The organism is Ralstonia mannitolilytica, assembly GCF_905397375.1.
GTDB lineage: Bacteria > Pseudomonadota > Gammaproteobacteria > Burkholderiales > Burkholderiaceae > Ralstonia > Ralstonia mannitolilytica.
The window spans coordinates 1,083,966-1,109,417 of sequence record NZ_CAJPVG010000001.1; the positions used below are offsets into that span (position 1 = coordinate 1,083,966).

Below are 25,452 nucleotides of genomic sequence, written 5' to 3' on the forward strand. Positions count from 1 at the left end.
GTCAGGCGGTGGCTGTAGCGGGCGATGGCGTGGTGGCGTCGGCATGGCCCATGGCGCGGCGCATGGCGGCCGCGAGCTTGGCGGTATCGACGCTGCGCCAGCGTGCGCAGACGTGCTGGTCCGGGCGGATGAGGTACAACGTGCCGGGCCGTGCGTCATAGCGTTGGGCGACCAGGCCGTCGATGTCTTCGAGCGCCGTGACGCCCGCCGACACCGTACCTGCGCCGCCGGCGGGAAAGATCGCCAGCGTGGGCACCGGCAACGCGTCGATGTGTTCTCCCGCGCGGCAGAAACGCAATGCCATGAAGCCGTCGCGCAGATGGCTGAGCAGCCACGCGGCACGCCCGTCGCGCGTTCGCACCGGCGCGTCGAGCGCGACACTGCCGGGCACCAGCGCACATCCGAAGTCGGCGTCGTCGGGCGTGCTGAGCGGGGAGCCTTCCAGCACCGTTGGCGTTGAAAGCCGCCCGCTGTTGACCAGCGTGCGCGCAAACGGATAGTGCTTGGCCAGGCGCAGCGCGGCATCGCGAAAGAGGCGGCTGACGGCGCTCTTGGGCGTGATGAAATCGGTCGAGCGGGTGGAGTGGCGGATGTTGTCGTCGGCGGCGAATTCGCGCTCGGTGGCGTAGGTGTCGAGCAGCGTATCGGGCGCATCGCCGGCCAGCACCATGCGCAGTTTCCAGGCGAGGTTTTCGGCGTCCTGCAGGCCGCTGTTGGCGCCGCGCGCGCCGAATGGCGAGACGCGATGCGCCGCGTCGCCGATGAACAGCACGCGGCCGTGGCGGAAGCGGTCCATGCGCTCGCATGAGAACGTGTAGACGCTCACCCACTCGAGTTCGAAGTCGACGCCCTCGCCGAGCAGCGCGCGCACGCGCGGAATGACGCGCTCCGGCTGCTTCTCGGCCACCGGGTCGGCGTCCCAGCCGAGCTGGAAGTCGATGCGCCAGACGTTGTCGGGCTGGTGGTGCAGCAGCACCGACTGGTTCGGGTGGAACGGTGGGTCAAACCAGAACCAGCGCTCGCTCGGGAAGGGCGCTTCCATGCGCACGTCGGCGATCAGGAAGCGGTCTTTGAAGGTCTGGCCGTGGGCTTCGAGGCCCATCATGCGGCGCACCGGGCTGCGCGAGCCGTCGGCGGCGACCACGTATTGGGCGCGCTGGGTATAGGCGCCGTCGGGCGTCTCCACGGTGAGCGTCACGCCGTCCGCATCCTGCGTGAGGCCCGTCACCTTGTTCTTCCAGCGCAGCTCGATGTTCGGCAGCGCCAGTGCCCGCTCGACGAGGAACCCCTCGACGTAGTACTGCTGCAGGTTGATGAACGCCGGACGGCGGTGGCCGGTTTCCGGCAGAAGGTCGAAACTGTAGAGCAGCTCGTTCTTCAGGTAGACCTTGCCGACGTTCCAGCTCACGCCTTTGTCGACCATGCAGTCGCCGCAGCCCAGCCGGTCGAAGATCTCCAGGGAGCGTTTGGAGAAGCAGATCGCCCGCGAGCCGGTCGACAGCGTGCAATCGTCATCCAGCACAACGACGGCCACGCCTTGCTGCGCGAGGTCGATGGCTGTGGCCAGGCCCACCGGCCCTGCGCCGACGATGACGACGGGGCGGGCCCCGGCCGTGCAGCCGGGCTGCTGCTCCGCGCAAGGCGCGTACGTGAAGACGCGGTTCTGGAAATCGGGGTTCATGTCTCGCTCGCACCTGCGGCAGTCGTGGCCGCCGCTTTGTCGGTGGATATCGTGGTCGAAGAAAGACGCCGGGGCGGATCAGCCCTGCAGCGCGGCCCACATCTCCTTGTCGCGCTCGGCCGTCCAGATGCGCGGGTGCTTGATGCCGCTGGCTTCGTCGTAGGCGCGCGTCACATCAAACGGCAGGCAATGCTCGTAGATGAAGACGTGGCCGAACTTCGGGTCCATGGCGGCGCGGGTGTGGGCCATGGCGGCTTTCAGGTCCATCTTCTGGGCGACGGCTTCCTTGCCGCGCTGGAGCAGCGTCGACACGAAGTCGCGCGTGTAGGCGAGGCCCTTGTCGACTTCCTGCGGGTTCAGCAGCGCCGGGCCGCGGCCGGGCACGAGTTTTTCGGCGCCCAGCGCACGCAGGGCGTCGAGCGTGGCGGGCCATTCTTCGAGTTGGGCATCGCCGCAGTAGCAGGCGGCGTCGTATTCGACCAGGTCGCCCGAGAACAGCACCTTTTGCGATGGAATCCACACGACCGTGTCGCCCTTCGTGTGGCCCGGGCCCAGGTGCAGGATTTTGACCTCGAGCTTGCCCAGGAACAGCGTGAGTTCGCGCTCGAACACCAGCGTCGGCCAGGTCAGGCCCGGCACGGTTTCAACGCCCGCGAACAGGCGCGGAAAGCGCTCGATCTCTGACTTCATATCGGCCTCGCCACGCTCGACGATCATCTCGTACGTGCCGCGGCTGGCGATGATGTTCTGCGCGCCCTCGGCAAAGTAGGCCGAGGCGCCCAGCACGCGCACCGCGTGGTAATGCGACAGCACGACGTGCTTGATCGGCTTGTCTGTGATGCCGCGGATGCGGGCGATCAGGTCTTGCGCCATCGCCGGCGTGGCGGTGGTGTCGACGATCAGCACCGCGTCGTCGCCGATGATGACGCCGGAGTTCGGGTCGCCCTCGGCGGTGTAGGCGTAGGCGTTGGGAGAGAGCTGCGTGAAGGTGACTTGTTTGGCCTCGAGGTCGGCCTGCGAGGCGAAGGCTTTGGCCATTCTGTCACTCCTGGTGTAGTGGATTACGGTGGGTGGAATTTCTTCTGCGGCCGGCTGGTGCCTGCCGTGTACGGTGCAGCGCACGCCATGCAGCAAGGGCCGCGTGCAGCGAATCATAGACCGGGCGGTCGGCAGTCGCGCCTAGGGTATACGAGAATTATGATTAGATTCATGATTTCTACAATGCGTAAGAACGACTGCGCGCCGCCAGGCGTGCGCGGCGTGCTACGCTCGCAGCACTTTGCCGGCCCGCCACGACGCCAAGAACATGGAGACCACTGAAGCAGCGAACGCCCCCCAACCCGATGGCGATGCGGATGACGCTCCGGCCAGCCGCGACCGCTCCGGCATCCAGTCCATCGAGGTCGGCTCCCATCTGCTGGTGGCGCTCACGCGGGCGATGCGCGCGATGGCCCTGGGTGATCTGGCGCGCGCCGCCGGCATGCATCCGTCCAAGGCGCACCGCTACCTGGTCAGCCTGCAGCGCGTCGGCGCGGTTTCGCAGGATCCGCTGACCGGCCGCTATGAGCTCGGCCCCTTTGCACTGCGCCTGGGCTTGGCAAGCCTGAACCGAAGAGAAGCCATTGCGCTTGCACGGCCGCTGCTGGGCGGCCTTCGGGACCAGACCGGCCACACCATCGGCATTGCCGTCTGGAGCGATCGCGGGCCGACCGTGGTGCACTGGGAAAAGGCGGGCGGCGCGCCCGGTGTGAACCTGCGCATCGGCGATGTCATGCCGATGCTCAACTCCGCCACCGGCCGCCTGTTTGGCGCTTACCTGCCGATCGAGCAGACCTTGCCGCTGGTCGAGCGCGAACTCCACGAGCGCGCCGCCGACGATCTGCCGGACCTGCCGCGCTCGCTCACCGACTACTACCGGCTGTGCGAAGAGATCCGTACCGAGGGCGCTTCATGGGTATCCGGTAGCCTGCTGCCTGGCGTAAGCGCGCTGTCGCTGCCGGTGTTCGGCATGCGGGGGCAACTGGCCCTGGTGCTGATCGCATTGAATCTGCATCCGCTGTTTCACGCGCAGCGCGGCGGCGAACTGGAGGCCACCCTGCGCGCATTCGTCAAGCGGCTGTCCACCTTGCTGCAGACGCCGCAGCCAGCGCGCACCAAGGCCAGCGGGCGGCGCGAAAAGGCGGCGCCTTAGGGTTCTCGCCAATTTCACCCTGTCGTAAAAGATTTACCCTCTCGTAACTCGTGGCGCGCCACGACCATCAGAGCAAGGAGACTCATGGACTTGTCGATTGCCGCCATCCTGGCGCAAGACGGCGTGACATCGGGCGCGATCTACGCGCTGCTGGCGCTGGCGCTCGTGCTGGTGTTTTCCGTCACGCGCGTGATCTTCATCCCGCAGGGCGAATTCGTCGTGTATGGCGCGCTCACGCTGGCGGCCATCCAGGCGAACAAGGCGCCGCTGTCTGCGAGCATGCTCGTGACGCTCGGCGTGCTCACCTTCCTCGTCGAGATGGGCCGCACGCTGCTGCAGCCGGAGCTGCGTCTGCACGCGCTGCGCACGGGCGCCGTCTACGCGGGCAAGTATCTGGTCTTCCCGATCGCGGTGTATGCGGCGGCCGGCATGCTTGCGCCGATGCAGCTGCCGCAGGTCGTGCAGGTGGCGCTGGCGCTGCTGATCGTCATTCCGATGGGCCCGATGATCTACCGCCTGGCCTATGAGCCGCTGGCCGAGGCGAGCACGCTGGTGCTGCTGATCGTCTCGGTGGGGGTGCACTTCGCGATGGTGGGCCTGGGCCTCGTGATGTTCGGCGCAGAGGGCTCGCGCACGGATGCGTTTTCCGATGCGCGATTCGATCTGGGCGCGCTGTCGGTATCGGGCCAGAGCCTGTGGGTGGTGGCGGTATCGGCGCTGATGATCGCGGCGCTGTATTTCTATTTTGGCCGCACGGTGTCGGGCAAGGCGCTGCGCGCGACGGCGGTGAACCGGCTCGGCGCCCGGCTCGTCGGCATCGGCACCACGCAGGCGGGGCGCCTGGCCTTCACGCTGGCTGCGGCGCTGGGCGCGCTGTGCGGCATCCTCATCGCACCCATCACGACGGTGTACTACGAGTCGGGCTTCCTGATCGGCCTGAAGGGTTTCGTGGGTGCCATCGTGGGCGGGCTGGTGAGCTATCCGGTGGCGGCGCTGGGCGCGCTGCTGGTGGGGCTGCTGGAGTCGTATTCATCGTTCTGGGCGTCGGCGTTCAAGGAGGTGATCGTGTTCACGCTCATCATCCCGGTGCTGCTGTGGCGATCGCTCACCACCAAGCATGTCGAGGAAGAGGAGTAAGCCGATGAACACGCTCGCCAAATCTTCCGGGAACGCCGCGCAGCGCGGCTGGTTCTCGCGCAACCGCGTGCTGACGGCGCTCTTCGTGATCGTGCTGGCGCTGATCCCGGTCGTGCCGACGCCCGAGTTCTGGATCACGCTGCTCAATTACATCGGGCTGTACAGCCTCGTCGCGCTGGGCCTCGTGCTGCTCACGGGCGTCGGCGGGCTGACGTCGTTCGGCCAAGCCGCGTTTGTGGGGCTGGGCGCGTACAGCACGGCGTATCTCACCACGCAGTACGGCGTATCGCCGTGGGTCGGCCTGCTGGCGGGGCTTGTGATCACGATGGTGTCGGCATACGTGATCGGGCTGATCACGATGCGGATGTCCGGTCACTACCTGCCGCTGGCGACGATTGCGTGGGGCCTGTCGCTGTTCTTCCTGTTCGGCAACCTGGAGTTCCTGGGCAAGTACGACGGCCTCAACGGCATCCCGGTGCTGAACGTGCTCGGCAAACAGCTGAACACCGGCCGCGAGATGTTCTATCTCATCTGGGCCGTCGTGGTGGTGGCCGTGCTGGCGGTGCAGAACCTTCTGAACTCGCGCCCGGGCCGCGCCATCCGCGCGCTCAAGGGCGGTGGCACGATGGCCGAGGCGATGGGCGTGAACACCGCGTGGATGAAGGTCGTGATCTTCGTGTTTGCGGCGGTGCTGGCCTGCATCTCGGGCTTTCTCTACGCGCACCTGCAGCGCGCGGTGAACCCCACGCCGTTCGGCCTGAACTACGGCATCGAATATCTGTTCATGGCGGTGGTCGGCGGCGTGGGCCACGTGTGGGGCGCCGTGCTCGGCGCGGGTTTGCTGACCATCCTGAAAGACAGCCTGCAAAGCATCCTGCCCAGGCTGCTGGGCTCCAACGGCAACTTCGAGATCATCGTGTTCGGCGTGCTGCTGGTGCTGTTGCTGCAATACGCGCGCGATGGCGTGTGGCCGTTCATCCGCAAGCTGTTCCCTTCTGCGCCGACAGCGCGCGCGCCGGAAGATGCGCCTGCGCTCAGGCAGCGCGAGAAACCGCAGGCAGGCGAGCTGATTCTGGACGTGCGCGCCGCGCGCAAGGAGTTCGGCGGCCTCGTCGCCGTCAACGATGTCAGCTTCCAGGTGAGGGCTGGAGAGATCGTGGGCCTGATCGGCCCGAACGGCGCCGGCAAGTCCACCACGTTCAACCTTGTCACCGGCGTACTGCCGGTCACGCGCGGCGAGGTGCTGTATCGCGGCGAGCGCATCAGCGACAAGCCCTCGCGCGAGATCGTCAGGCGCGGCATCGGCCGCACGTTCCAGCACGTGCAATTGCTCTCGGGCATGACGGTGCTCGAGAACGTGGCGCTGGGCGCGCACCTGCGTGGCGACTTCGCGGCGCAAGGCGGCGTGCTGGCCAGCGTGGTGCGCATGAACCAGGCCGAAGAGCAGAAGCTGCTGTTTGAAGCGCGGCGCCAGCTCGAGCGCGTCGGCCTGGCCGATTGCATGTATCAGGAAGCCGGCAGCCTGGCGCTCGGCCAGCAGCGGATCCTGGAGATCGCCCGCGCGCTGTGCTGCGACCCGGCGCTGCTGCTGCTCGACGAGCCTGCTGCCGGCCTGCGCTACAAGGAAAAGCAGGCCCTGGCCGCGCTGCTCACCAAGCTCAAAGCTGAAGGGATGAGCGTGCTGCTGGTCGAGCACGACATGGACTTCGTCATGAACCTGACCGACCGTCTTGTCGTGATGGAATTCGGTACCAAGATCGCCGAGGGCGTGCCGCAAGAGGTGCAGCAGAACCCCGCCGTGCTCGAGGCCTATCTGGGCGGCGTGGAATAAACCTGCACGGTCCAACCTCGGGCAGCCCCCAGCGGAGCGTGAACAGGTTTGGAGAAGGAGAACAACATGTCAGTCATCCTCGAAGTGAAAGACCTGCACGTCCGCTACGGCAAGGTAGAGGCCCTGCACGGCGCACACCTGAAGGTGGAGGCCGGGCAGATCGTCACCGTCATCGGCCCGAACGGCGCAGGCAAGTCGACCATGCTCGCCGCCATCATGGGCGCGCTGCCGACCACGGGTTCGGCCAACGGCGTGGTCTCCTATCTCGGCCACAACCTGACGGGGTTCCCGGTGGAAAAGCGCGTGGCGCGCGGCATGTGCCTGGTGCCCGAAAAGCGCGAGCTGTTCGCCACCATGAGCGTGGAAGACAACCTGGTGCTCGGTGCCTACCGCCGCAAGCGCGCGGGCGAGCGCAACTATCTGGACCAGATGGACGTCGTCTACGACCTGTTCCCGCGGCTCAAGGAGCGTCGCGTGCAGGAAGCCGGCACGCTCTCCGGCGGCGAGCGCCAGATGCTCGCCGTCGGCCGCGCGTTGATGGCCAAGCCGCAACTGCTGATGCTCGACGAGCCGAGCCTGGGCCTCGCGCCGCTGATCGTGAAGGAGATCTTCCACATCATCAGCGACCTGCGCAAAACCGGCGTGGCAACCTTGCTGATCGAGCAGAATGCGCGTGCCGCCCTGCAGGTGGCCGATTACGGTTACGTCTTGGAAACGGGCGACATGACGCTCGAAGGCCCGGCGCAGGAACTGGCCGTGAACCCGCGCGTGATCGAAACCTACCTGGGGCTGGCGAAGAAGGCGGCCTGACGATCAATCGTCGTCATCGTCGTCGTGGCGGCGGTGCTTCCAGTATTTGCGTTCCCATTTGCGCTGCTCGCGCCACTGCTTTTCCTGCCATTTGCGGGCACGCCAATCGTCGTAGTAGCCGGGGGCGACCACGACGGGCTGCGGCTCAACGTAAACCGGAGCGGGCGCGTAGACGGGCGCCGGCGCATAGACCGGAGCCGGCGCCACATAGACCGGCGCCGGGATTCCGATACCGATCCCAACGTCGACGCCTGCCTGCGCGGCCTGGGACGATAATGCCGCGATGGCGGCCAGGGCGCACAGCGCCAGATGCTTTTGCATGGTGGAGTTCCTCGACACGGCCGCACTGTAGTCGAGTGGCGCGCCGGCGGTCTTGCGAAACCTATACGAACGTTACGAGATGTAACGGCCTGCCGTCAGACCAGCGCGCGCTCCATCAGCAGGGCGTCATTGCCGTACATCTCACGCAGCGGGTCGAGCGCCTGTGGGGCCATCGCCGCGGGGCGATAGCCGAGCCGACGCCAGAAGGCATCCGCACCTTGCACGGCGACGAGCCGCGAGTGCAGCAAGCCCTGTGCTTGCGCGACCGCGCAGGCCATTGCGTAAAGGCGTTCGCCCAGGCGCTGCCCGCGTCCCGACGGCGCAATGGCCATGTCATGGACAAACCAGAGCAGGTCGGCTGCATCCGAGGCAGGCAGCGGCACATGCAGTTTCGGCGGCGTCCATGCATGCCACGCATGCGAGAGCAGGTAGCCCACCACCTCGTCACCGCGCACTGCCGCCAGGCACAGGGTCGGGCTGCGCGCCCAGCGGCTGATGAGCGCCTCCGCCGGCTCCAGGAAGCCATCGCCATAACAGGCTTGCTGCACGGCCAGGATGCCGGGCAGGTCGTCTGCAGAGATGGGGCGAATGGTCAGCTCGGACATGGTCGCGCAGGCGTGGACAAGCCGCCGAGTTTACCCGACGCCAACCGGCCCTCATGCCGTTTTCGCATAACCTGGGCAGACATCGGCAGTCGCGGCGCGGCGCCCGTATCCTATGCAGGCGTCCACGGGGCAGTTCCGCTCCGGCGTTGAATTCTCTCCCTCTCCAGCATGTCTCGAATCGTCTTTCTGAACGGCCAATACGTGCCGGCCGCCGAGGCCACTGTCTCAATCATGGACCGCGGCTTCACCTTTGCCGATGGCATTTACGAAGTGACCGCCGTGGCGCGCGGCAAGCTCGTCGACAACGACGCGCACCTCGCCCGCCTGACGCGTTCGCTGTCCGAGATCGGCATCGATAACCCATACACCGCCGCCGAATGGACGCGTGTGTGCGAAGAGCTGGTGGTGCGCAACGGGCTGGAAGAGGGCGTGGTCTACATGCAGGTCACGCGCGGCGTGGCTGAGCGTGATTTCGGCATCCCGGCCGACATCACGCCGACGGCCGTGGCGTTCACCCAGGTCAAGTCCATCGTCAACAGCCCGCTGGCCAAGAAGGGCGCAACCGTGGTGACGGTGCCGGACCTGCGCTGGAAGCGTTGCGACATCAAGAGCGTCGGCTTGCTGCCGCAGGTGATGGCCAAGCAGATCGCCGCCCGCGCCGGCGCGCATGAAGCCTGGATGACCGACGGCGACCGCGTGACCGAAGGCGCGTCGTCGACCGCGTTCATCATCACCGCCGATAAGCGCCTGATCACGCGTCCGCTGTCGAACGCCGTGCTGCCGGGCATCACGCGTGTGTCGATCCTGGCGCTGGCGCGTGAACATGGCCTGACGTTGGAGGAGCGCACCTTTACCGTTGCCGAAGCCCAGCAAGCCGCTGAAGCGTTCTATACGAGCGCGTCGACGTTTGTGATGCCGGTGGTGTCCATCGACGGCGTGCAGATCGGCAGCGGCCAGCCGGGCCCGCTCACGCAGGCGCTGCGCACGCTGTATCTGCGTTTTGCCGGCGTGGACGTTGCCGAGCCCGTCGACCAGATGTGACGTAAGCGGTTGCGCCAGCGCGGTAGAATCGCCCGCTGAGTTTTTTGCAGCAAGGCGAGACACCCCATGAAGACAGGAGGCTGGCGCTGGCAAAGCGCCATCGCGGCGACCGCTCTGGTTGCCGCGCAGTGGGCAGCGATGCCCGTATCCGCAGAAACCATTTCTGCGTCGGCCCCTGTGCCGGCAGCCGCAGCGCAAGCCGCTTCGGCCAATGCGGCACCTGCCCTCGAATCCACCGGCGCCGATTCCCGGTGGCGCCGGTTCGAGAGCATCAACGGCATCGTTTCGTACATCGACCGGCAATCGGTCAAGCCGCAGCCCGGCGCCGCGGCGGATGCCAATTCGCCCACCGTGCACTTCCGGCTGTTGCGCAACGTGCTGCCCGACTTCACGATCAAGACAGCCGATGGGCAGCCCATCCGCTCGTCGGTCAAACAGGTCGTGCTCGATTGCGCGCGACATAGCTACACGGTGATTGCGCAAACGCTCTATCGCGCGCGCAACGCCACCGGCAAGCCGCTCTACCAGATCCACTACGGCGACGAAGCGCAAAGCCGCTCGCTGCGCGAAGGCAGCGTGTTCGAGTGGATCGCCGGGCGCTTTTGCGGCGCGGGCCACTAACGCCTGGGTCGGCAGGGGCGGCGTAAATGCCGCCCGGGGCGTTCCCGTTCAGATGGGCGCAGCTTCGCGGCTGTCGCTTCCGTTCTCGCTTTCCTCGCGGCCCCGCGCGTAGGGCTGCCGCTCCTGCTCAAGCTCCGGATAACGGCGTGAGGCGAAGCCCATGGCGGCTTCGTACGAGCCAAACTGGTTCGATTCGGCGGCCACACCGTCGTTGACCAGGATTGCGTACCACTTCCCGTAGAGCGGGCCGTACACCACGACCTTGCTTTTCATTGTCTTGTCCCTGTTTCTTGTATCGATGGCCGGCAATGCGGTTTGCGCGAAGCGGCGGCTCGAGCCGTCCGGGCGCCAGGTCATGGCGCGCCGTCAGCGTGGTGGCGGACGATGATTACAGTGTGTTACACGCGCGTCAACGTTTGCGTTGGGCACAATCTTCTAATGCGGAGCGTTGAATATGTGCTCCAGCAGTTAAATTTTGTGAAATTGACATCACCGATGTGTCGCTTCTAACGTCCACGGGCGTGTTGCGCACACATGGCGTGGCGCCTTACGCGATGTCTGTTTGTCTGCTCAACCAGACAAACCTTTAAGACTCTCCGGAGAGTCGCTGCCCATGGATTGGATTCACACCGTGTTCAAAAGCGTGCCGGAGACGGCGCTCTTTCTGTCGCTTGCCATTGGCTACGCAGTCGGCAAGATCAATTTCGGCAAATTTCAAATCGGCGGCGTTGGCGGATCGCTGATTGCCGCGGTGCTGATCAGCCAGTTTGGCGTGACGATCGATTCCGGTGTGAAGAGCATCATGTTCGCGCTCTTCATCTACGCGGTCGGCTACGAAAGCGGGCCGCAATTCTTTAGCTCCCTCAATCGCAGCACACTGCGCGAGATCGCCATGGCGGTGTTTCTGGCGGTGAGTGGCCTGGTCACCATTCTCGTGTGCGGCAAGCTGTTCGGCTTCGACAAGGGCTTGACCGCCGGCATTGCGGCGGGCGGCATGACACAGTCGGCAGTCATTGGCACCGCGGGCGATGCCCTCTCACGCATGGGCCTGCCGGCCGACGAGGTGGCGCATCTGCAGTCGAATGTGGCCATCGGCTATGCAGTGACGTACGTGTTCGGCAGCCTGGGCGCCATCATCATGTGCGTGAACATCCTGCCGCGCCTGATGGGCCGTGAGCTGCGCGATGATGCCAAGAAGGCCGAGCTGGAAATGGCCGGAGGCAAGCGCCCGCTGGAGCAGGGCGAGGTGGCCTCGCTGCCGGCACTGGTCGGACGCGTGTATGACGTGACCACGGGCGCAGGCAAGACCGTGGAGGAAGTCGAGACCACGCTGGACGACGGCATCACCATCGAGCGCATCTTGCGCAACGGCGAGGAAATCGCCATTGAGCCGAAGTCGAAATTGCAGCGCGCCGATCGCGTTTTGCTGATCGGCCGTCGCGAAGCCGCTGCCAAGGCCTGGACGCTGCTGGGCGACGAGTCCACCGTGTCTTCCGACATGGACCAGCCGCTGCAAGTGCGCGATGTCGTGTTCACGCGCAAGGGCGCAAGTCACAAGACGTTGGGCGAGCTGAAGGCACAGGCCACACGCGACATGAAGCACGGCGTGTACATCGCACGCATCACCCGCATGGGCAAAGCCGTGCCGCTGTTGGACGGCACGGTCATGCTGCACGGTGATGTCGTCACCCTGCACGGCGCACCTTCCGATGTCAAACGCGCGGCGGCCGAAGTCGGCTATCCCGTGCCGCCGGGCGACAAGACGGACTTCGTCTACCTCGGGCTGGGCGTGCTGGTCGGTCTGTTGATCGGTACGCTGGTGGCAAAGGTGGGCGGCATACCGCTGACGTTGGGCAGTGGGGGCGGGGCGCTACTTTCCGGGCTCGTGTTTGGCTGGCTGCGCGGCAAGCACCCCACCTTCGGCCAGTTGCCGAATGCAGCGTCGCAAATCCTCAAGGACATGGGCTTGGCCGCCTTTGTCGCCTGTGTGGGCCTGGGTTCTGGCGCGCAGGCGTGGGCGACTCTGCAAAAGAGCGGCGTGTCGATCTTCATTGCCGGCGTGATCGTCACGATGGTGCCGTTGATCCTGACTTACCTGTTCGGCCGTTATGTGCTCCGCTACGACAACGTTGCCGTGCTGGCGGGTGCGCTGTCTGGCGCCCGTTCGGCCAACCCCGCGTTTGGCGGCGTGTTGGAGAAAGCCGAGAGCAGTGTGCCGACCATCCCCTTTGCCATTACCTACGCGCTCGCGAACGTGCTGCTGACCCTGCTCGGTCCGCTTGTGATCGCCTTCGCCTGAGCGTCTCCTCAGCCTGCTACTCGCGTGGCGGGCTCTTCTTCGCCAACGCTGCATCCACGGGAATCTGCGATGACCACCAATCCGACGCAAAAATCCAAGGAACTGGAAGCCCTTGGGCAACTGAGCCCGTTTGAACTGAAGGACGTGCTGATCCAGCTCGCGCAGAGCGACTCGCAACGCATCATGCTCAATGCCGGGCGCGGCAATCCGAACTTCCTCGCTTTGGAGCCGCGTCATGGTTTCTTCCAACTGGGCCTGTTCGCACTGGAGGAGTCCGAGCGCTCGTTTTCCTATCTGGCTGAGAGGATTGGCGGCATCCCGACCAAGCAAGGCTTTGAGGCCCGCTTTGAGAGCTTTGCACGTCGCAACGCAGATGTGCCCGGCGTGAAGTTTCTGCATCACGCGGTGTCGTACGTACGCGATCAACTTGGCCTTTCCGCCGAAGACTTTCTGGCGGAGATGGTGAACGGCATTCTCGGCTGCAACTATCCGGTACCAGACCGCATGCTGAAGATCAGTGAGCAGATTGCCGCGCGCTATCTGAAGCAGGAAATGATCGGCAGTGCGCCGTTTGTCGGCCAGTTTGATCTGTTTGCCGTCGAGGGCGGTACGGCGGCGATGACGTATCTGTTCAGCACGCTCCAGGAAAACTTCCTGCTTAATGCCGGCGACAAGATTGCGCTTGGCATGCCGATTTTCACGCCGTACATCGAGATTCCGGAACTCAACAGCTTCCAGCTCGTCGAGGTCAAGCTGAATGCAGACCCATTCAACGGCTGGCAATACACCGACGAAGAACTCGACAAGCTGCGCGATCCGAGCGTGAAGTCGTTCTTCCTGGTCAACCCCAGCAACCCGCCGTCGGTCAAGATTTCCAAAGACGGCTTGAAGAAGCTCAAAGCCATCGTGGACGAGCGCCACGAGGCCGGCAACGATCTCATCATCCTGACCGATGATGTGTACGGCACGTTTGCGGACGACTTTGTCTCGCTGTTTGCGGTGGCGCCGTACAACACGATCCTGGTGTATTCGTACTCCAAGTACTTCGGGGCGACGGGTTGGCGCCTGGGCACCATCGCCACGCATGAAAACAACGTGCTGGACGATAAGCTGGCCGCGCTGCCCGAAGACAAGCGCAAGATCCTGCACCAGCGCTATGCGTCGATCACGACCGAGCCGGACCAACTCAAGTTCATCGATCGTCTGGTTGCGGATAGTCGAACCGTGGCGCTGAACCACACGGCAGGTCTGTCGACGCCGCAACAGGTGCAGATGGCGCTGTTCTCGCTGTACGCGCTCATGGATCAGCCGAATGCCTACAAGGCGGCGGTCAAGCGCCTGGTGCGCGGGCGCAAGGCTGCCCTGTACCAAGCCATCGGTATCGACTGGGAGGCAGATGAGAATGACGTCGCCTACTACAACATCCTTGATGCCGAAGTGGTTGGCCGCAAGACCTATGGCGAGGCGTTCGTGCAGTGGTTCAAGACGAAGACCAAACCGGCGGATGTGCTATTCCGCCTGGCCAAGGAGAGTGGCGTCGTGCTGCTGCCCGGCAATGGCTTTGGTGCACTCAACCCGTCGGTGCGCGTGTCGCTGGCCAACCTGAACGAGCCGGACTACATCCGCATCGGTGCAACGCTGCAGCGCTTGCTGGAGGAGTATCACCAGCGCTGGCTGGACGAAGGCGGAAAGTAACGCGCTGACAAGATCAGGCCGGCACCCGCGTGCCGGCCACGCGGGCCTGCTGCAGTTCAGCGGGCTCCTGGCCGGATTCGACATAGTCGGCGAAGCGGCGGATGTAGTCGGCCACCCACTCGGGGCGACGCAGGGGCAGCCAGTGGCCGGCGTCGACCTCGTGGCGCCAGTAATGCGACACCCAGGCCTCCACAGCGCGCGTCACGGCGGGGCTGACGTAGCGATCGCGCGTTGGCACGATGAGCTGCACGGGCGCATGCGGCGCACGCGCCTGCGGGCGGGCGAGGCGGTCACGAAAATTTGCGCGGTACATTCGCACGCCGTTGCAGGCATCGCGCACAAGCGTCGGTCGCTGGGCCTCGATGCGGATGCCTTCCGTTTTGCGCAGCCACCACGGCCAGGCGCGCGCGACCCACAGCCGCCACGACCATTCCGGCACCAGCGGCAAGTGGAAATACCCCACGTACCAGGATTGCAGCCGCTGTTTCCACACCGCACGTTTGGCGGCCCATGTGCCGGTATCGAGCTGTGCGCGCATCCAGTGGCCGACGTGGTCCAGGCACGGGCCCGAGATCGACGTGTAGGACGCGATGCGCCCGCGCAGGCGATCGGTCGTCACCGATTCCCAGCTGTGGATGGAGCCCCAGTCATGCCCGACCAGATGAAAGCGCTCGCCGGGCAGCAGCGCGTCGGCCACGGCGGCCAGGTCGTCGACAAACTGCGGGATGCGATAACCGGTGGTGTCTGCGGGCGCATCTGACAGGCCGGCACCGCGCACGTCGAATGTGAGCACGCGGCGGTCGCGCGCCAGGGTATCGCGCACGCCGTGCCAGACGGAACTGTCGTCCGGATAGCCATGCACAAGCACGATGGCGGGGCGCTGCCGCGCGGACGCGTCGGCGGGCAGGGTCATGCGGGCATGCAGGCGAAGGTCGCCGGAGCGCACCACGTGGCTGCTGTGCATCGGGTCTCCAGTGAAATGGGCGCGGGAGTCTCCAGCCTACGGGGTGATCGGCTGATGCGGCAACGCGTGTTTTTACCCGTTTCAAGCAGTGCCTGAGCCACTCGGGGCGGGTTCGGCCTGCAGCAGTGGCGTGGCTGCCGTGAAGGCTGCCAGATGCTCCAGCAACGTCCGCACCTTGCGTGGCAGCTGTTGCTGCGGCCACACCGCGTAGATGGGCCGCTGCGGTGTCCGCCATTCCGGCAGCAGGCGTATCAGCCGGCCCGCCTCCAGCGCCTGGTGGCAGAGCGTGTGCGGACAGTACAGCAGGCCGAGGCCCGTTTCAGCCAGAGTCACGCCCAGTTCGATGTCGTTCAGGTCGCAGCGTCCATGGGGCTGCAGTTCGATGGTTTCCTCACCGTCGGGTGAGGTGAAGCGCCATGTCGAGAGCGGGGACGACACCAACAAGCGATGCGCTTGCAGGTCATGCGGATGGGTCGGCGCGCCATGCGCGGCCACATACGCCGGCGACCCCACCAGCACCATCCCGATCACGCCGAGCCGCCGCTGCCGCAGCTTCGGGTCGTCTTGCTGGCCGACGCGGATGGCCAGATCGGCGCCATGCCGCCACACGTCTTCATTGCGGTTGCTGAGCGAGAGCTCCAGCCGGATCTCCGGCCATGTCGCCATGAAGCTCGCATAGGCGGGCGCCAGCAGCCCGCGCGACAGGTTCAGCGGTGCCAGCACGCGCAGGGTGCCCTTGACCTGGTTGAGATCGTCGTCCAGCGTGGCCGTGGTTTGCGCAAGCGCGGTCAAGAGCGGGCGGCACTGCTCGTAGTAGAGCTGGCCCTCCGGCGTCGGTTTCAGGCTGCGTGCGCTGCGCAGCAGAAGCTGGCAGCCCAGCGAAGCCTCCAGCTTCTGCAGGCGTCGCGTCAGCGTGGCGGGCGGCAGGTTGGCGTGGCGTGCCGCGGCCTGCAGGCTGCCGTGGTCCACGATGGAAACAAAGAGGGCCAGATCGTCAAGCATGATTCCATTTTTGGAATTTAAGTTTCAGTATACGTCTATAGTTTCTGGAAAAGCGGTTGTCTAGTATGCCGTTCATCACATTGATGGCTTTGTCAGGAGAACCGCCATGTCGTTGCCCACTCGCCTTCGTGTCACGTTTGCGTGGTTGATGTCCGGCCTCATGTCGTTGCTGATGACGGGCTGGATCGGCTGGATCAACGCCGGCATCAGCGCCGACTTCCTCGCCCGCTGGGCACACGCCTTCGCGCTGGCGTGGCCGGCCGCCTTCACCATCGTCCTGATCGCCGGGCCTGCGGTGCAGCGGCTGACGCAAGCGCTGGTGACGGCCAACACGGTGCAGCCCTGAAAAGAAAGACGGCCCACCAGGAGGGCCGGCGGGCCGCAAGGTTGACAGCAGGAAAGACCGACGTAGACGGCGCGCGGGATGGATGTCGCATCCCGGCGCCGGGGCTGAAACACCCGACCCTTCATCATGATGGCGGCAGCGGCCGCATTGCCCGATGCCGGGTCGCAGCCGGGCCATGGCGCGCACTGTAGAGGGCGCCGGCTTTCAGCAAACTTTCTTCGCCTGCCGAGTCGCATCCGGACTAATCCCAGGAGCGGCTGGGCCCCAAGGCGCCGCATGGCGCGACTGGCACAATGCCAGCTCGCCGATACGGACCGCCATCATGCCCGCCGACCTGCTCATCCGCCCCATCCACCCAGACGACTTTGCCGCCTGGAAACCGCTCTGGGACGGCTACAACGCCTTCTATGGCCGCGCAGGGGATACGGCGTTGCCCGACATCGTCACGCAGACGACGTGGCGGCGCTTCTTCGACGCGTACGAACCGGTCCATGCCATGGTGGCCGAGCGCGATGGGGCATTGCTCGGCATCGTGCATTTCCTCTTCCACCGCAGCACGACGCAGATCCAGCCGACCTGTTACCTCCAGGATCTCTTTACCGCCGGGGTAGCGCGCGGGCAGGGCGTGGGCCGTGCCCTCATTGAAGCGGTGTACCGGCGGGCCGCCGCAGCAGGCGTGCCGCGCGTGTACTGGCAGACACACGAAACCAACGCGACGGCCATGAAGCTGTACGACACCGTGGCCGAAAAGTCCGGCTTCGTCGTCTATCGGAAGTTTCTATAAGCCCCGGAGCGCAGAGCGTCTGACGCCACGGTGGCCGGAAGACCCGCGCCGGATGGGCGATCCGGCCGCATGCCGCCTGAGCGGGTGGCGCTTTTGTACCGCACCATAGGGTAATCCCGCATCTTCGATTTCGAGGACGCGGTCTATAGTGCTACCTGTGTTCCAGATATTAACAGACGTTTCATAGGTAAAACAAGCGAAACGTGATGGAGTCGACAACCATGCAGCCGCAATACAACCCCGACCTGGCTCCCTGGGAGCCGGTTTCTCCGAACAACGTGGCCGGCAAGGGCCGCATCGAGCGCCCGGACCACGTTGCCAATCTGGTCTGGCAGACGCGCGCCGCCGAGCCCACCGCCTATGAGAACCAGCTTGGCGATTCACTCGAGGCTGCGTTTCTGGCCGGCGCGCAAACGCCTGCAGACATCGTCGCCGTGTTGAACGAACGCGGCCCGCGCCTGCCCTCCGGGCAAGGCTGGACGGAAGACGCGTTCCTGGCCGAGATGCGCCGCCTGGGCGCGTAAGCCGCAGGGCTGCTCAACACCGATTCGACGCCGCATCGCCCGCAGAAGCGTTCGGCGCAACCCCATCAGACGAGGCAAGCAATGGAAGGCAACAAGGAAGCGCAGAAAGAAGCGCGCATCAATACCGGTCTGCGCAACTACTGGTATCCGGTGGCCGCATCGTGGAATGTGAAGAACGCCCCGGTGGGCATCACGCGCCTGAGCCAGAACATCGTGCTGTGGCGCGATACCGAAGGCCAGGTGCACGCGCTGGAAGACCGCTGCCCGCACCGCGGCGCGCGCCTGTCGATGGGCTGGAACCTGGGCGACCACGTTGCGTGCTGGTACCACGGCGTCGAGGTGAACGGCGAGGGCACCGTGACGAGCGTGCCCGCGGTCGACAACTGCCCGATGGAAGGCAAGACCTGCGTGCGCAGCTACCCGGTGCAGGAACGCGCCGGTGCGATCTTCCTGTGGTTTGGCGACAAGGCCCCGTCGGAGTTTGACGATGCCGTCGGCACGCTGCGCCTGCCCGAAGAGCTGACCAGCGAGGAGCACAGCCACTTCCTCTGCTACGCACACTGGAACGTCAACTACCGCTACGCCATCGACAACGTCATGGACCCGATGCACGGGGCTTATCTGCATGCCGTATCGCACTCGATGGCCAGCGGCGAGAAGAAGGCCGTGATGGAAGTGGTTGAAACCGAGCACGGCATCCTGTTCCAGAAGACCGGCCAGCGCGGCGTGAACTTCGACTGGACCGAGTTTGGCGAGACCGGAACGATGTGGCTGCGCCTGTCGATCCCGTATCAGCCGAAGGTGGGCCCCGGTGGCCCGTTCACCATCATCGGCATCGTCACGCCGGTGGATGAGGCGCACTGCATCGTCTACTTCTGGCGCACGCGCCACGTGCAGGGTTGGCAGCGCGACGTCTGGCGCTTTCTGTATCGCAATCGCCTGGAAGGGCTGCACTGGGACGTGCTGGAGCAGGACCGCGTGGTGCTGGAGTCGATGGCACCCGAGGCGCGCGACCACGAGACGCTGTATCAGCACGACATCGGCATCACGCGCATCCGCCGCATTCTCGCGCGCCGCGCCGCCGCCGAACTGGCCGATGCGCCGGTCGCCATGCTCAAGCCCGTTGCCGCGGAAGCCCAACATGCCTGAGCGTCAATCCACCGCCGCACTGCTGGGCGGCCGCAAGGTGCTCGTCACGGGCGCGGCGCGCGGGCTGGGGTTGGCCTTCGCCAAGGCCATCGCTCAAGCGGGCGGTGCGGTGGCGATGGCCGACATCCTCGGCGAGCGCGTGCAGGAAGAGGCCGCAGCACTGCGCGCGGCAGGTTTCGATGCGTATGGCTTCACGCTTGATCTTGGCGATCCGGCATCCATCCAGGCATGCGCGGCGGCGTCCGTGCAGGCGCTGGGCGGGCTCGACGGGCTGGTCAACAACGCGGCCATCACGAACTCGGGCGGGCGCGACGCCTCGTCGATCGACATCGAGACCTGGGACCGCGTGATGAACGTCAACGTGCGCGGCACCTGGCTGATGACGACGGCCTGCCTGCCCGCGCTGAAGGCGTCCGGCCGTGGGGCCATCGTCAATCTGTCGTCGGACACCCCGCTGTGGGGCGCGCCGAACCTGCTGGCGTATGTGGCGAGCAAGAGCGCCGTCATCGGCATGACCAAGTCTCTGGCGCGCGAATGCGGCGCAGACGGCATCACCGTCAACGCCATCGCGCCGGGCCTGACGCTCGTGGAGGCGACCGAATACGTGCCGGCGCATCGCCATGCGCTGTATCGCGACCAGCGCGCCATTTCGCGCGACCAGTTGCCCGACGACGTCTGCGGCGCCGTGCTGTTCGCGCTGTCGGACCTTTCCCGATTCGTGACGGGCCAGACGCTGGCCGTCAACGGCGGTTTCGTCATGCAGTAATGCACTGACCGCCTCCATCCAGCAACCACACCATTGAGAAGAGGACTTCGATGAGCGATCTCTCCGAACAACAGCAAGTGCAACGCACGTGGGACCGCCCAGAAGGCGCATCGTTTGAAGCGTGGATGAACAGCCGCGTGGCACGTTTCTCCACCCGCCGTTACGACTGGGATGCCCTCAAGTTCCAGGCCGACTACGACCCGAAGTACCGCCGCGCGCAGATGCGCTACCTCGGCACGGGCGGCACGGGCGTCGCCGCTGACACCAATACGGTGCCGGCCGAGCATTTCACGTTCTCCACGATGATCATCCCGGCCGGCCACGAGGGCCCGTCGCATGTGCACACCGACGTGGAGGAGGTGTTCTTCATCCTGCGCGGCAAGATCAAGCTGATCCTCGAGAAGGACGGCGAGCGCTACGAAACCGTGCTGACCGACCGCGATCTCGTTTCCGTGCCGCCCGGCGTGTACCGCGAAGAAATCAACATCGGCGAGGAAGACGCGCTGATGTGCGTGATGCTCGGCGCCAAGAAGCCGGTCACGCCGACGTATCCGCCCGAGCATCCGCTGTCGAAGATCAAGCGTTGATGCCATGAGCGCGCAGGCTGCCATGTCTTCCCGTCCGTTTCGCGTGGCCGATGCACTGGCCGTGCTCGAGGCCGAGTTTGCCGAACGCAGCGTCACGATCAACGCCCAGCGCGATCGCATCGGCTATCGGCAGTGGGGCGGTCGCGGGCCGGTGGTGGTGCTGTTGCACGGCATCAGCTCCAGCGCCGCGTCGTGGCTGCCTTGCGCGCAGGTTCTCTCCCACACCATGCGCGTGTTCGCGTGGGATGCGCCGGGCTATGGCCGATCCACGCCGCTCGAACAAGCCGAGCCGCGCGCTGCCGATTACGCGGTGCGCCTGCAGGCATGGCTGGACGCGCTGCAGGTGAAGCCGGACGTGATCGTCGGACATTCGCTGGGCGCGCTGATGGCTGCGGCCTATGTGGCGCAGGCGCCGGAAGCGCTGCAACCCGGCTGCGTGCTGCTGCTGAATCCCGCGCAGGGTTACGGGCAGCCCGGTCACGAAGACCAGTCCCGCAGTGTGCGGGCCCAGCGCCTTGCCACGCTCGACCGGCTTGGTATCGAGGGCATGGCGGAATCGCGCCACGCGCATCTGCTGCGCCCGGATGCCGGCAGCGAAGAGCGCGCCTGGGTGCGCTGGAACATGCTGCGCCTGAACGACGCCGGTTACCGCCAGGCCGTGGTCATGCTCAGCGGCGACGACATCGGCGCGTATCTGCGCAAGCGCCCCGCCTCAACGCCCGCTGGCGTGGCCTGTGGCGATGTCGACGGCATCACGCCCCCGCAGGGCTGCGAAGCGTTGGCCGACGCCTTCGGCCTGCCTTTCGCGCGGGTGACCGCCGCCGGGCACGCGTCGTACATCGATGCGCCGGATGCCGTTGCCGGCTGGATCGCGCAAGCCGCTTTCTCCCCACTCCAAAACGCCTAAAGCGCCAAGACGTATGAGCAACGACCTCATTCCCGAAGACGTGCAGGAAAAGTACATCGTGCCCGGGCTCGAACGCGGCCTGCGCCTGCTGTGCGAGTTCAGCCACAAAGACCGCGTGCTGTCTGCGCCGGAACTGGCGCGCCGGCTGAAGGTGCCGCGCTCCACGGTGTTCCGCCTGCTGACCACGCTCGAGGTGATGGGCTTCATCGAACGCGTGGACGGCGGCCGGGATTTCCGCCTCGGCATGGCCGTGCTGCGCCTCGGGTTCGAATATCTCGCCTCGCTCGAGTTGACCGAACTTGGCCGTCCGCTGCTCGACCGCCTGCGCGACGACATTCACTATCCGTGCAACCTTGTCGTGCGCGATGGCCGCTCGATCGTCTACGTGGCGAAATCGGTGGCGCCGACGCCGTTCACGAGTTCGGTCAACGTCGGTACGCGCCTGCCCGCGCACGCCACGGTGCTGGGGCGCGTGCTGCTGGCAGACCTGTCGCTGGCCGAGCTGCGCCAGCTGTATCCGGAGCCGCAGCTGGAGGCATTCACCGCCAACACGCCGCGCACCGTGGAAGAGCTGTTCGAGATGGTGCAGCGCGACCGCGAACACGGCTACGTGCTCGAAGAGGGCTTCTTCGAGGCCAACATCTCGACGATCGCGGCGCCGGTGCTCGACCGCGCCGGCAAGATCGTCGCCGCACTCGGTACGACGATCCCGTCGCCGCGCATCGACCCCGCGCAGCTCGATCCCATGATCGACAAGGTGCGCGCCGCCGCAGACGAGCTCTCTTACCTGCTCGACTACCGCCCGGCCACCGGCAAGGTTGTCAACCTGTTCGGGGAGTGACCATGCCGATGATCGACCTGACCGGCAAGACGGCCGTGGTGACGGGGGGCTCCTCCGGCATCGGCCTTGCCACCGTCGAGCTGCTGCTGGAAGCCGGCGCCGCCGTGGCGTTGTGCGGACGCAATGCCGAGCGATTGGCCGCGGCCGAAGACACGCTGCGCAGCCGCTTTCCCGCCGCCCGGCTGCTTGCCGCCGCGTGCGACGTGCTCGACGCCGCGCAGACGGCTGCCTTTGCGCGGTCGGTCGAGCAGGAACTCGGTCCCGTCGACATGCTCGTCAACAACGCCGGCCAGGGCCGCGTCTCGACCTTTGCCGACACCGACGACGCAGCGTGGACGCAAGAGCTGCACCTGAAGTTCTTCTCCGTCATTCATCCGACGCGCGCATTCCTGCCGCAACTGGAGCGCTCGCCTCACGGCGCGATCGTCTGCGTGAATTCGCTGCTGGCGCAGCAGCCCGAGCCGCACATGGTGGCCACGTCGGCCGCGCGCGCGGGTGTGCTGAACCTCGTGCGCTCCATGGCGACCGAGTTTGCGCCCAAGGGCGTGCGGGTCAACGGCATCCTCATCGGGCTGGTGGAGTCCGGCCAATGGCGGCGCCGCTTCGAGGCGCGCCCTGAAGAAGACCGCCACCTCGACTGGGCCGCGTGGACGCGCCGCCTGGCCGTGCAGAAACACATTCCCCTCGGCCGCCTGGGCCTGCCCGAAGAGGCAGCCCGCGCCATTCTGTTCCTTGCCTCGCCGTTGTCTTCGTACACCACGGGCACCCATATCGATATCTCCGGAGGACACTCCCGTCATGCGTAACGAACAACAACTGGTCACGGTGGGCTGCGCGATTGCCGCCTTCCTGGAAGCCTGCGAGGTCAAGGCCGCCTTCGGCGTGATCTCGATCCACAACATGCCCATCCTCGACGCGATGGGCGAGCGCGGCAAGATCCGCTTCATCCCGGCGCGTGGCGAGGCGGGCGGCACCAACATGGCCGATGCCTATGCCCGCACCACGGGCGGTCTGGGTGTGTGCCTGACCAGCACCGGCACGGCCGCGGGCAACGCGGCCGGCGCGATGGTGGAAGCGCTGACCGCGGGCACGCCGCTGCTGCACATCACCGGCCAGATCGAAACGCCGTACCTGGACCAGAGCCTGGCCTACATCCACGAGGCGCCGGATCAGCTCACCATGCTCAAGGCCGTGTCGAAGGCGGCGTTCCGCGTGCGCAGCGCCGACACCGCGATCAGCACGATGAAGCTCGCCGTGCAGACCGCGCTGACGGCCCCGACCGGCCCCGTGAGCGTGGAGATTCCGATCGACATCCAGGCCGCGCTGATCCCGATGCCGGACGACCTGCGTCCGCTGCAGGTGCCGCAGCACGTGCCGTCGGCGCATGCGCTGGATGAGCTCGCCGAGCGCCTGTCGCGCGCGCGCCGCCCGATGTTGTGGCTGGGCGGCGGCGCCCGCCATGCCGCCAGGCAGGTCAAGCGCCTGCTGGACCTCGGCTTCGGCGTAGTGACCAGCACGCAGGGCCGCGGCATCGTGCCGGAAGACGACCCGCGCTCGCTGGGCGCCTTCAACCTGCACAAGCCGGTCGAAGCGTTCTATCAGACCTGCGACGCCATGCTCGTCGTCGGCTCGCGTCTGCGCGGCAACGAAACGCTCAAGTACGAGCTGAAGCTGCCGCGCCCGCTGTACCGCATCGATGCCGATGCTTCGGCGGAAGGCCGCTGCTATGCCAGCGACTACTTCGTCTGCGGCGACTCCGCCCTCGCACTGGACGGGCTGGCCGACCGGCTCGAACAGAAGATGCAGATCGACGCCGCGTTTGCAGGCGACCTGCGCGCGGCGCACGACCAGGCGGTGGGCGCGCTGGTCGATGGTCTCGGTCCGTATGCCGCGCTGGTGGAATCCTTGCAGGCCGCGGTGGGCCGCGAGTTCAACTGGGTGCGCGACGTGACGGTGTCGAACAGCACGTGGGGCAATCGCCAGCTGCGCATCTTCGACTCGCGTGCGGGCGTGCATGCGTTGGGCGGCGGCATCGGCCAGGGTCTGGCGATGGGCATCGGCGCGGCCATCGGTGCGGCCGCCACCGGATCGGGCAAGAAGACCTTCTGCCTCGCGGGCGATGGCGGTTTCATCCTGAACCTCGGTGAGCTGGCAACGGCCGTGCAGGAGCGCGCCGACCTCGTCATCGTGCTCATGAACGACAAGGGCTACGGCGTCATCAAGAACATCCAGGACGCGCAGTACGGCGGCCGCCGCCATTACGTCGATCTGCACACGCCCGACTACGCGGAGCTCGCCAGGTCGTTGCGGCTGCGCCATCGCCGCGTGTCGAACCTCGCAGACGTGGGCGCTGCGCTGAACGAGGCCACGACGGGGGAGGGCCCGTTCCTGCTCGAGATCGACATGCTCTCCATCGGCAGCTTCAAGACAGCGTTTGCCGGCCCGCCGGTCAACCAGCAGGCACCGAGCGGCCAGGGCGAACGCGCCGCCGAACGCATCACGGTGGTGGCGTGAGCCCGCAAGCGAGCCGAACCAAGGAGCCGGACATGCTGCATGTATCGATGGTCGGTTGTGGCGCGATCGGGCAGAGCGTGCTGGAGCTGCTCAAGAGCGATCCGGACGTCTGCTTTGACGCGGTCATCGTGCCCGAGCACGCGATGGACAAGGCGCGCGAGGCCATCGCTCCGTTTGCGCCTCATGCACGCGTGACGACGCACCTGGGCGCCGATGCGCATCCCGACCTGCTGGTGGAGTGTGCGGGGCACGATGCGCTCGAAGAGCACGTGTTGCCGGCGCTGGAGCAGGGCATCGACTGCCTCGTGGTATCGGTGGGCGCGCTGTCGGAACCGGGGCTGGCGGAACGTCTCGAGGCTGCGGCGCGGCGCGGCCACGCGCAGGTGCAGTTGCTGTCGGGTGCCATCGGCGCCATCGATGCGCTGGCCGCCGCACGCGTGGGCGGGCTGGACGCCGTCACCTACACCGGCCGCAAGCCCCCGCGCGCGTGGAAGGACACGCCGGCCGAGGGCGAGTTCGACCTCGATGCGCTGCGCGAGCCTACCGTGATCTTCGAAGGCAACGCCCGTGAGGCCGCGCGGCTGTTCCCGAAGAACGCCAATGTGGCGGCCACGCTGTCGCTGGCGGGCCTCGGGCTCGAGCACACGCACGTGAAGCTGCTGGCCGATCCCACCGTCGACGAAAACATCCATCACGTCGAGGCGCGCGGCGCCTTTGGCGGCTTCGAGCTGACCATGCGCGGCAAGCCGCTGGCGGCCAACCCCAAGACTTCCGCGCTGACGGTGTTCAGCGTGGTGCGTGCGCTGGGCAACCGTGCGCACGCCGTTTCGATCTGA

General features: G+C 66.1%; 26 protein-coding genes. 19 read left to right on the plus strand and 7 right to left on the minus strand.

Features of this window, described 5'->3' with window-relative positions:
* Position 1 precedes the first annotated feature (1 nt).
* Together KHN96_RS04860 and KHN96_RS04865 are read right to left on the minus strand one after the other, a co-directional pair.
* A complete protein-coding gene (locus KHN96_RS04860) occupies positions 2–1,681 on the minus strand; it encodes an FAD-dependent oxidoreductase (RefSeq protein ID WP_045218415.1) in 1,680 nt (559 codons plus the stop codon).
* Between the two features lie 78 nt (positions 1,682–1,759).
* Positions 1,760–2,719 (minus strand): MBL fold metallo-hydrolase, encoded by a 960-nt coding sequence (locus KHN96_RS04865; RefSeq protein ID WP_062738174.1) that lies wholly within the window; start codon positions 2,717–2,719, stop codon positions 1,760–1,762.
* Positions 2,720–2,987: 268 nt separating this feature from the next.
* On the opposite strand from KHN96_RS04865, the gene KHN96_RS04870 reads away from it, so the two are divergent.
* From KHN96_RS04870 to KHN96_RS04885, 4 genes are all read left to right on the plus strand, one after another.
* Positions 2,988–3,872, plus strand: coding sequence for an IclR family transcriptional regulator (locus KHN96_RS04870; RefSeq protein WP_115044593.1), 885 nt, complete (start codon positions 2,988–2,990; stop codon positions 3,870–3,872).
* 84 nt (positions 3,873–3,956) lie between these two features.
* The gene (locus tag KHN96_RS04875; RefSeq protein WP_115044538.1) at positions 3,957–5,009 is read left to right on the plus strand and encodes a branched-chain amino acid ABC transporter permease; all 1,053 of its coding nucleotides are present in this window, start codon (positions 3,957–3,959) and stop codon (positions 5,007–5,009) included.
* A gap of 4 nt (positions 5,010–5,013) precedes the next feature.
* On the plus strand, positions 5,014–6,840 hold the full coding sequence (locus KHN96_RS04880; protein WP_045218410.1) for a branched-chain amino acid ABC transporter ATP-binding protein/permease: 1,827 nt from the start codon (positions 5,014–5,016) through the stop codon (positions 6,838–6,840).
* A gap of 66 nt (positions 6,841–6,906) precedes the next feature.
* Positions 6,907–7,650: an ABC transporter ATP-binding protein gene (locus KHN96_RS04885; RefSeq protein WP_062738175.1), complete on the plus strand. Its 744-nt coding sequence runs from the start codon at positions 6,907–6,909 to the stop codon at positions 7,648–7,650.
* A 3-nt stretch (positions 7,651–7,653) separates the two neighbouring features.
* Here KHN96_RS04885 and KHN96_RS04890 read toward each other — a convergent pair whose 3' ends face one another.
* Together KHN96_RS04890 and KHN96_RS04895 are read right to left on the minus strand one after the other, a co-directional pair.
* Positions 7,654–7,971, minus strand: coding sequence for a hypothetical protein (locus KHN96_RS04890; RefSeq protein ID WP_062738176.1), 318 nt, complete (start codon positions 7,969–7,971; stop codon positions 7,654–7,656).
* Between the two features lie 95 nt (positions 7,972–8,066).
* On the minus strand, positions 8,067–8,576 hold the full coding sequence (locus KHN96_RS04895) for a GNAT family N-acetyltransferase (protein WP_062738177.1): 510 nt from the start codon (positions 8,574–8,576) through the stop codon (positions 8,067–8,069).
* A gap of 168 nt (positions 8,577–8,744) precedes the next feature.
* Here KHN96_RS04895 and KHN96_RS04900 point away from each other — a divergent pair, with 168 nt between their 5' ends.
* Positions 8,745–9,617 (plus strand): D-amino-acid transaminase, encoded by an 873-nt coding sequence (locus tag KHN96_RS04900; RefSeq protein ID WP_062738178.1) that lies wholly within the window; start codon positions 8,745–8,747, stop codon positions 9,615–9,617.
* 66 nt (positions 9,618–9,683) lie between these two features.
* Positions 9,684–10,238, plus strand: coding sequence for a surface-adhesin E family protein (locus tag KHN96_RS04905; RefSeq protein ID WP_062738179.1), 555 nt, complete (start codon positions 9,684–9,686; stop codon positions 10,236–10,238).
* 48 nt (positions 10,239–10,286) lie between these two features.
* On the opposite strand, the gene KHN96_RS04910 is transcribed toward KHN96_RS04905, so the two are convergent.
* The gene (locus KHN96_RS04910; protein ID WP_009239764.1) at positions 10,287–10,511 is read right to left on the minus strand and encodes a hypothetical protein; all 225 of its coding nucleotides are present in this window, start codon (positions 10,509–10,511) and stop codon (positions 10,287–10,289) included.
* Between the two features lie 340 nt (positions 10,512–10,851).
* Between KHN96_RS04910 and aspT the strand changes: the two genes are divergently transcribed.
* Entirely contained in the window at positions 10,852–12,537 is a 1,686-nt protein-coding gene (gene aspT / locus KHN96_RS04915) for an aspartate-alanine antiporter (protein WP_045218398.1), read from the plus strand.
* 69 nt (positions 12,538–12,606) lie between these two features.
* Positions 12,607–14,232, plus strand: coding sequence for a bifunctional aspartate transaminase/aspartate 4-decarboxylase (locus tag KHN96_RS04920; protein ID WP_062738180.1), 1,626 nt, complete (start codon positions 12,607–12,609; stop codon positions 14,230–14,232).
* Positions 14,233–14,245: 13 nt separating this feature from the next.
* Here KHN96_RS04920 and KHN96_RS04925 read toward each other — a convergent pair whose 3' ends face one another.
* Positions 14,246–15,196 carry an alpha/beta fold hydrolase gene (locus tag KHN96_RS04925; protein WP_062738181.1) on the minus strand — a complete coding sequence of 317 codons (951 nt, stop codon included), beginning with the start codon at positions 15,194–15,196 and terminating at the stop codon, positions 14,246–14,248.
* Positions 15,197–15,277: 81 nt separating this feature from the next.
* The gene (locus tag KHN96_RS04930) at positions 15,278–16,198 is read right to left on the minus strand and encodes a LysR family transcriptional regulator (protein ID WP_062738182.1); all 921 of its coding nucleotides are present in this window, start codon (positions 16,196–16,198) and stop codon (positions 15,278–15,280) included.
* A 106-nt stretch (positions 16,199–16,304) separates the two neighbouring features.
* Here KHN96_RS04930 and KHN96_RS04935 point away from each other — a divergent pair, with 106 nt between their 5' ends.
* The 11 genes from KHN96_RS04935 (at position 16,305) to KHN96_RS04985 (ending at position 25,452) form a co-directional block, all read left to right on the plus strand.
* A complete protein-coding gene (locus KHN96_RS04935; protein WP_045218390.1) occupies positions 16,305–16,544 on the plus strand; it encodes a DUF2798 domain-containing protein in 240 nt (79 codons plus the stop codon).
* 322 nt (positions 16,545–16,866) lie between these two features.
* Positions 16,867–17,328 carry a GNAT family N-acetyltransferase gene (locus KHN96_RS04940; RefSeq protein ID WP_045218388.1) on the plus strand — a complete coding sequence of 154 codons (462 nt, stop codon included), beginning with the start codon at positions 16,867–16,869 and terminating at the stop codon, positions 17,326–17,328.
* A 206-nt stretch (positions 17,329–17,534) separates the two neighbouring features.
* The gene (locus tag KHN96_RS04945) at positions 17,535–17,852 is read left to right on the plus strand and encodes a recombinase-like helix-turn-helix domain-containing protein (RefSeq protein WP_045218385.1); all 318 of its coding nucleotides are present in this window, start codon (positions 17,535–17,537) and stop codon (positions 17,850–17,852) included.
* An 81-nt stretch (positions 17,853–17,933) separates the two neighbouring features.
* Positions 17,934–19,001 (plus strand): aromatic ring-hydroxylating oxygenase subunit alpha, encoded by a 1,068-nt coding sequence (locus KHN96_RS04950; protein ID WP_045218384.1) that lies wholly within the window; start codon positions 17,934–17,936, stop codon positions 18,999–19,001.
* Positions 18,994–19,767 (plus strand): SDR family oxidoreductase, encoded by a 774-nt coding sequence (locus tag KHN96_RS04955; RefSeq protein WP_062738183.1) that lies wholly within the window; start codon positions 18,994–18,996, stop codon positions 19,765–19,767. Before KHN96_RS04950 ends, KHN96_RS04955 begins: the two co-directional genes overlap by 8 nt.
* A gap of 50 nt (positions 19,768–19,817) precedes the next feature.
* Positions 19,818–20,354 (plus strand): cupin domain-containing protein, encoded by a 537-nt coding sequence (locus KHN96_RS04960; protein WP_045218380.1) that lies wholly within the window; start codon positions 19,818–19,820, stop codon positions 20,352–20,354.
* A gap of 4 nt (positions 20,355–20,358) precedes the next feature.
* On the plus strand, positions 20,359–21,261 hold the full coding sequence (locus tag KHN96_RS04965) for an alpha/beta fold hydrolase (protein WP_062738184.1): 903 nt from the start codon (positions 20,359–20,361) through the stop codon (positions 21,259–21,261).
* Between the two features lie 13 nt (positions 21,262–21,274).
* Complete coding sequence (locus KHN96_RS04970) at positions 21,275–22,102, plus strand: IclR family transcriptional regulator (protein ID WP_062738185.1); 828 nt, start codon at positions 21,275–21,277, stop codon at positions 22,100–22,102.
* 2 nt (positions 22,103–22,104) lie between these two features.
* Entirely contained in the window at positions 22,105–22,908 is an 804-nt protein-coding gene (locus KHN96_RS04975) for an SDR family oxidoreductase (protein ID WP_102079332.1), read from the plus strand.
* On the plus strand, positions 22,901–24,616 hold the full coding sequence (locus KHN96_RS04980) for a thiamine pyrophosphate-binding protein (RefSeq protein ID WP_045218364.1): 1,716 nt from the start codon (positions 22,901–22,903) through the stop codon (positions 24,614–24,616). Before KHN96_RS04975 ends, KHN96_RS04980 begins: the two co-directional genes overlap by 8 nt.
* Before the next feature lie 32 nt (positions 24,617–24,648).
* On the plus strand, positions 24,649–25,452 hold the full coding sequence (locus KHN96_RS04985; protein WP_045218362.1) for an aspartate dehydrogenase: 804 nt from the start codon (positions 24,649–24,651) through the stop codon (positions 25,450–25,452).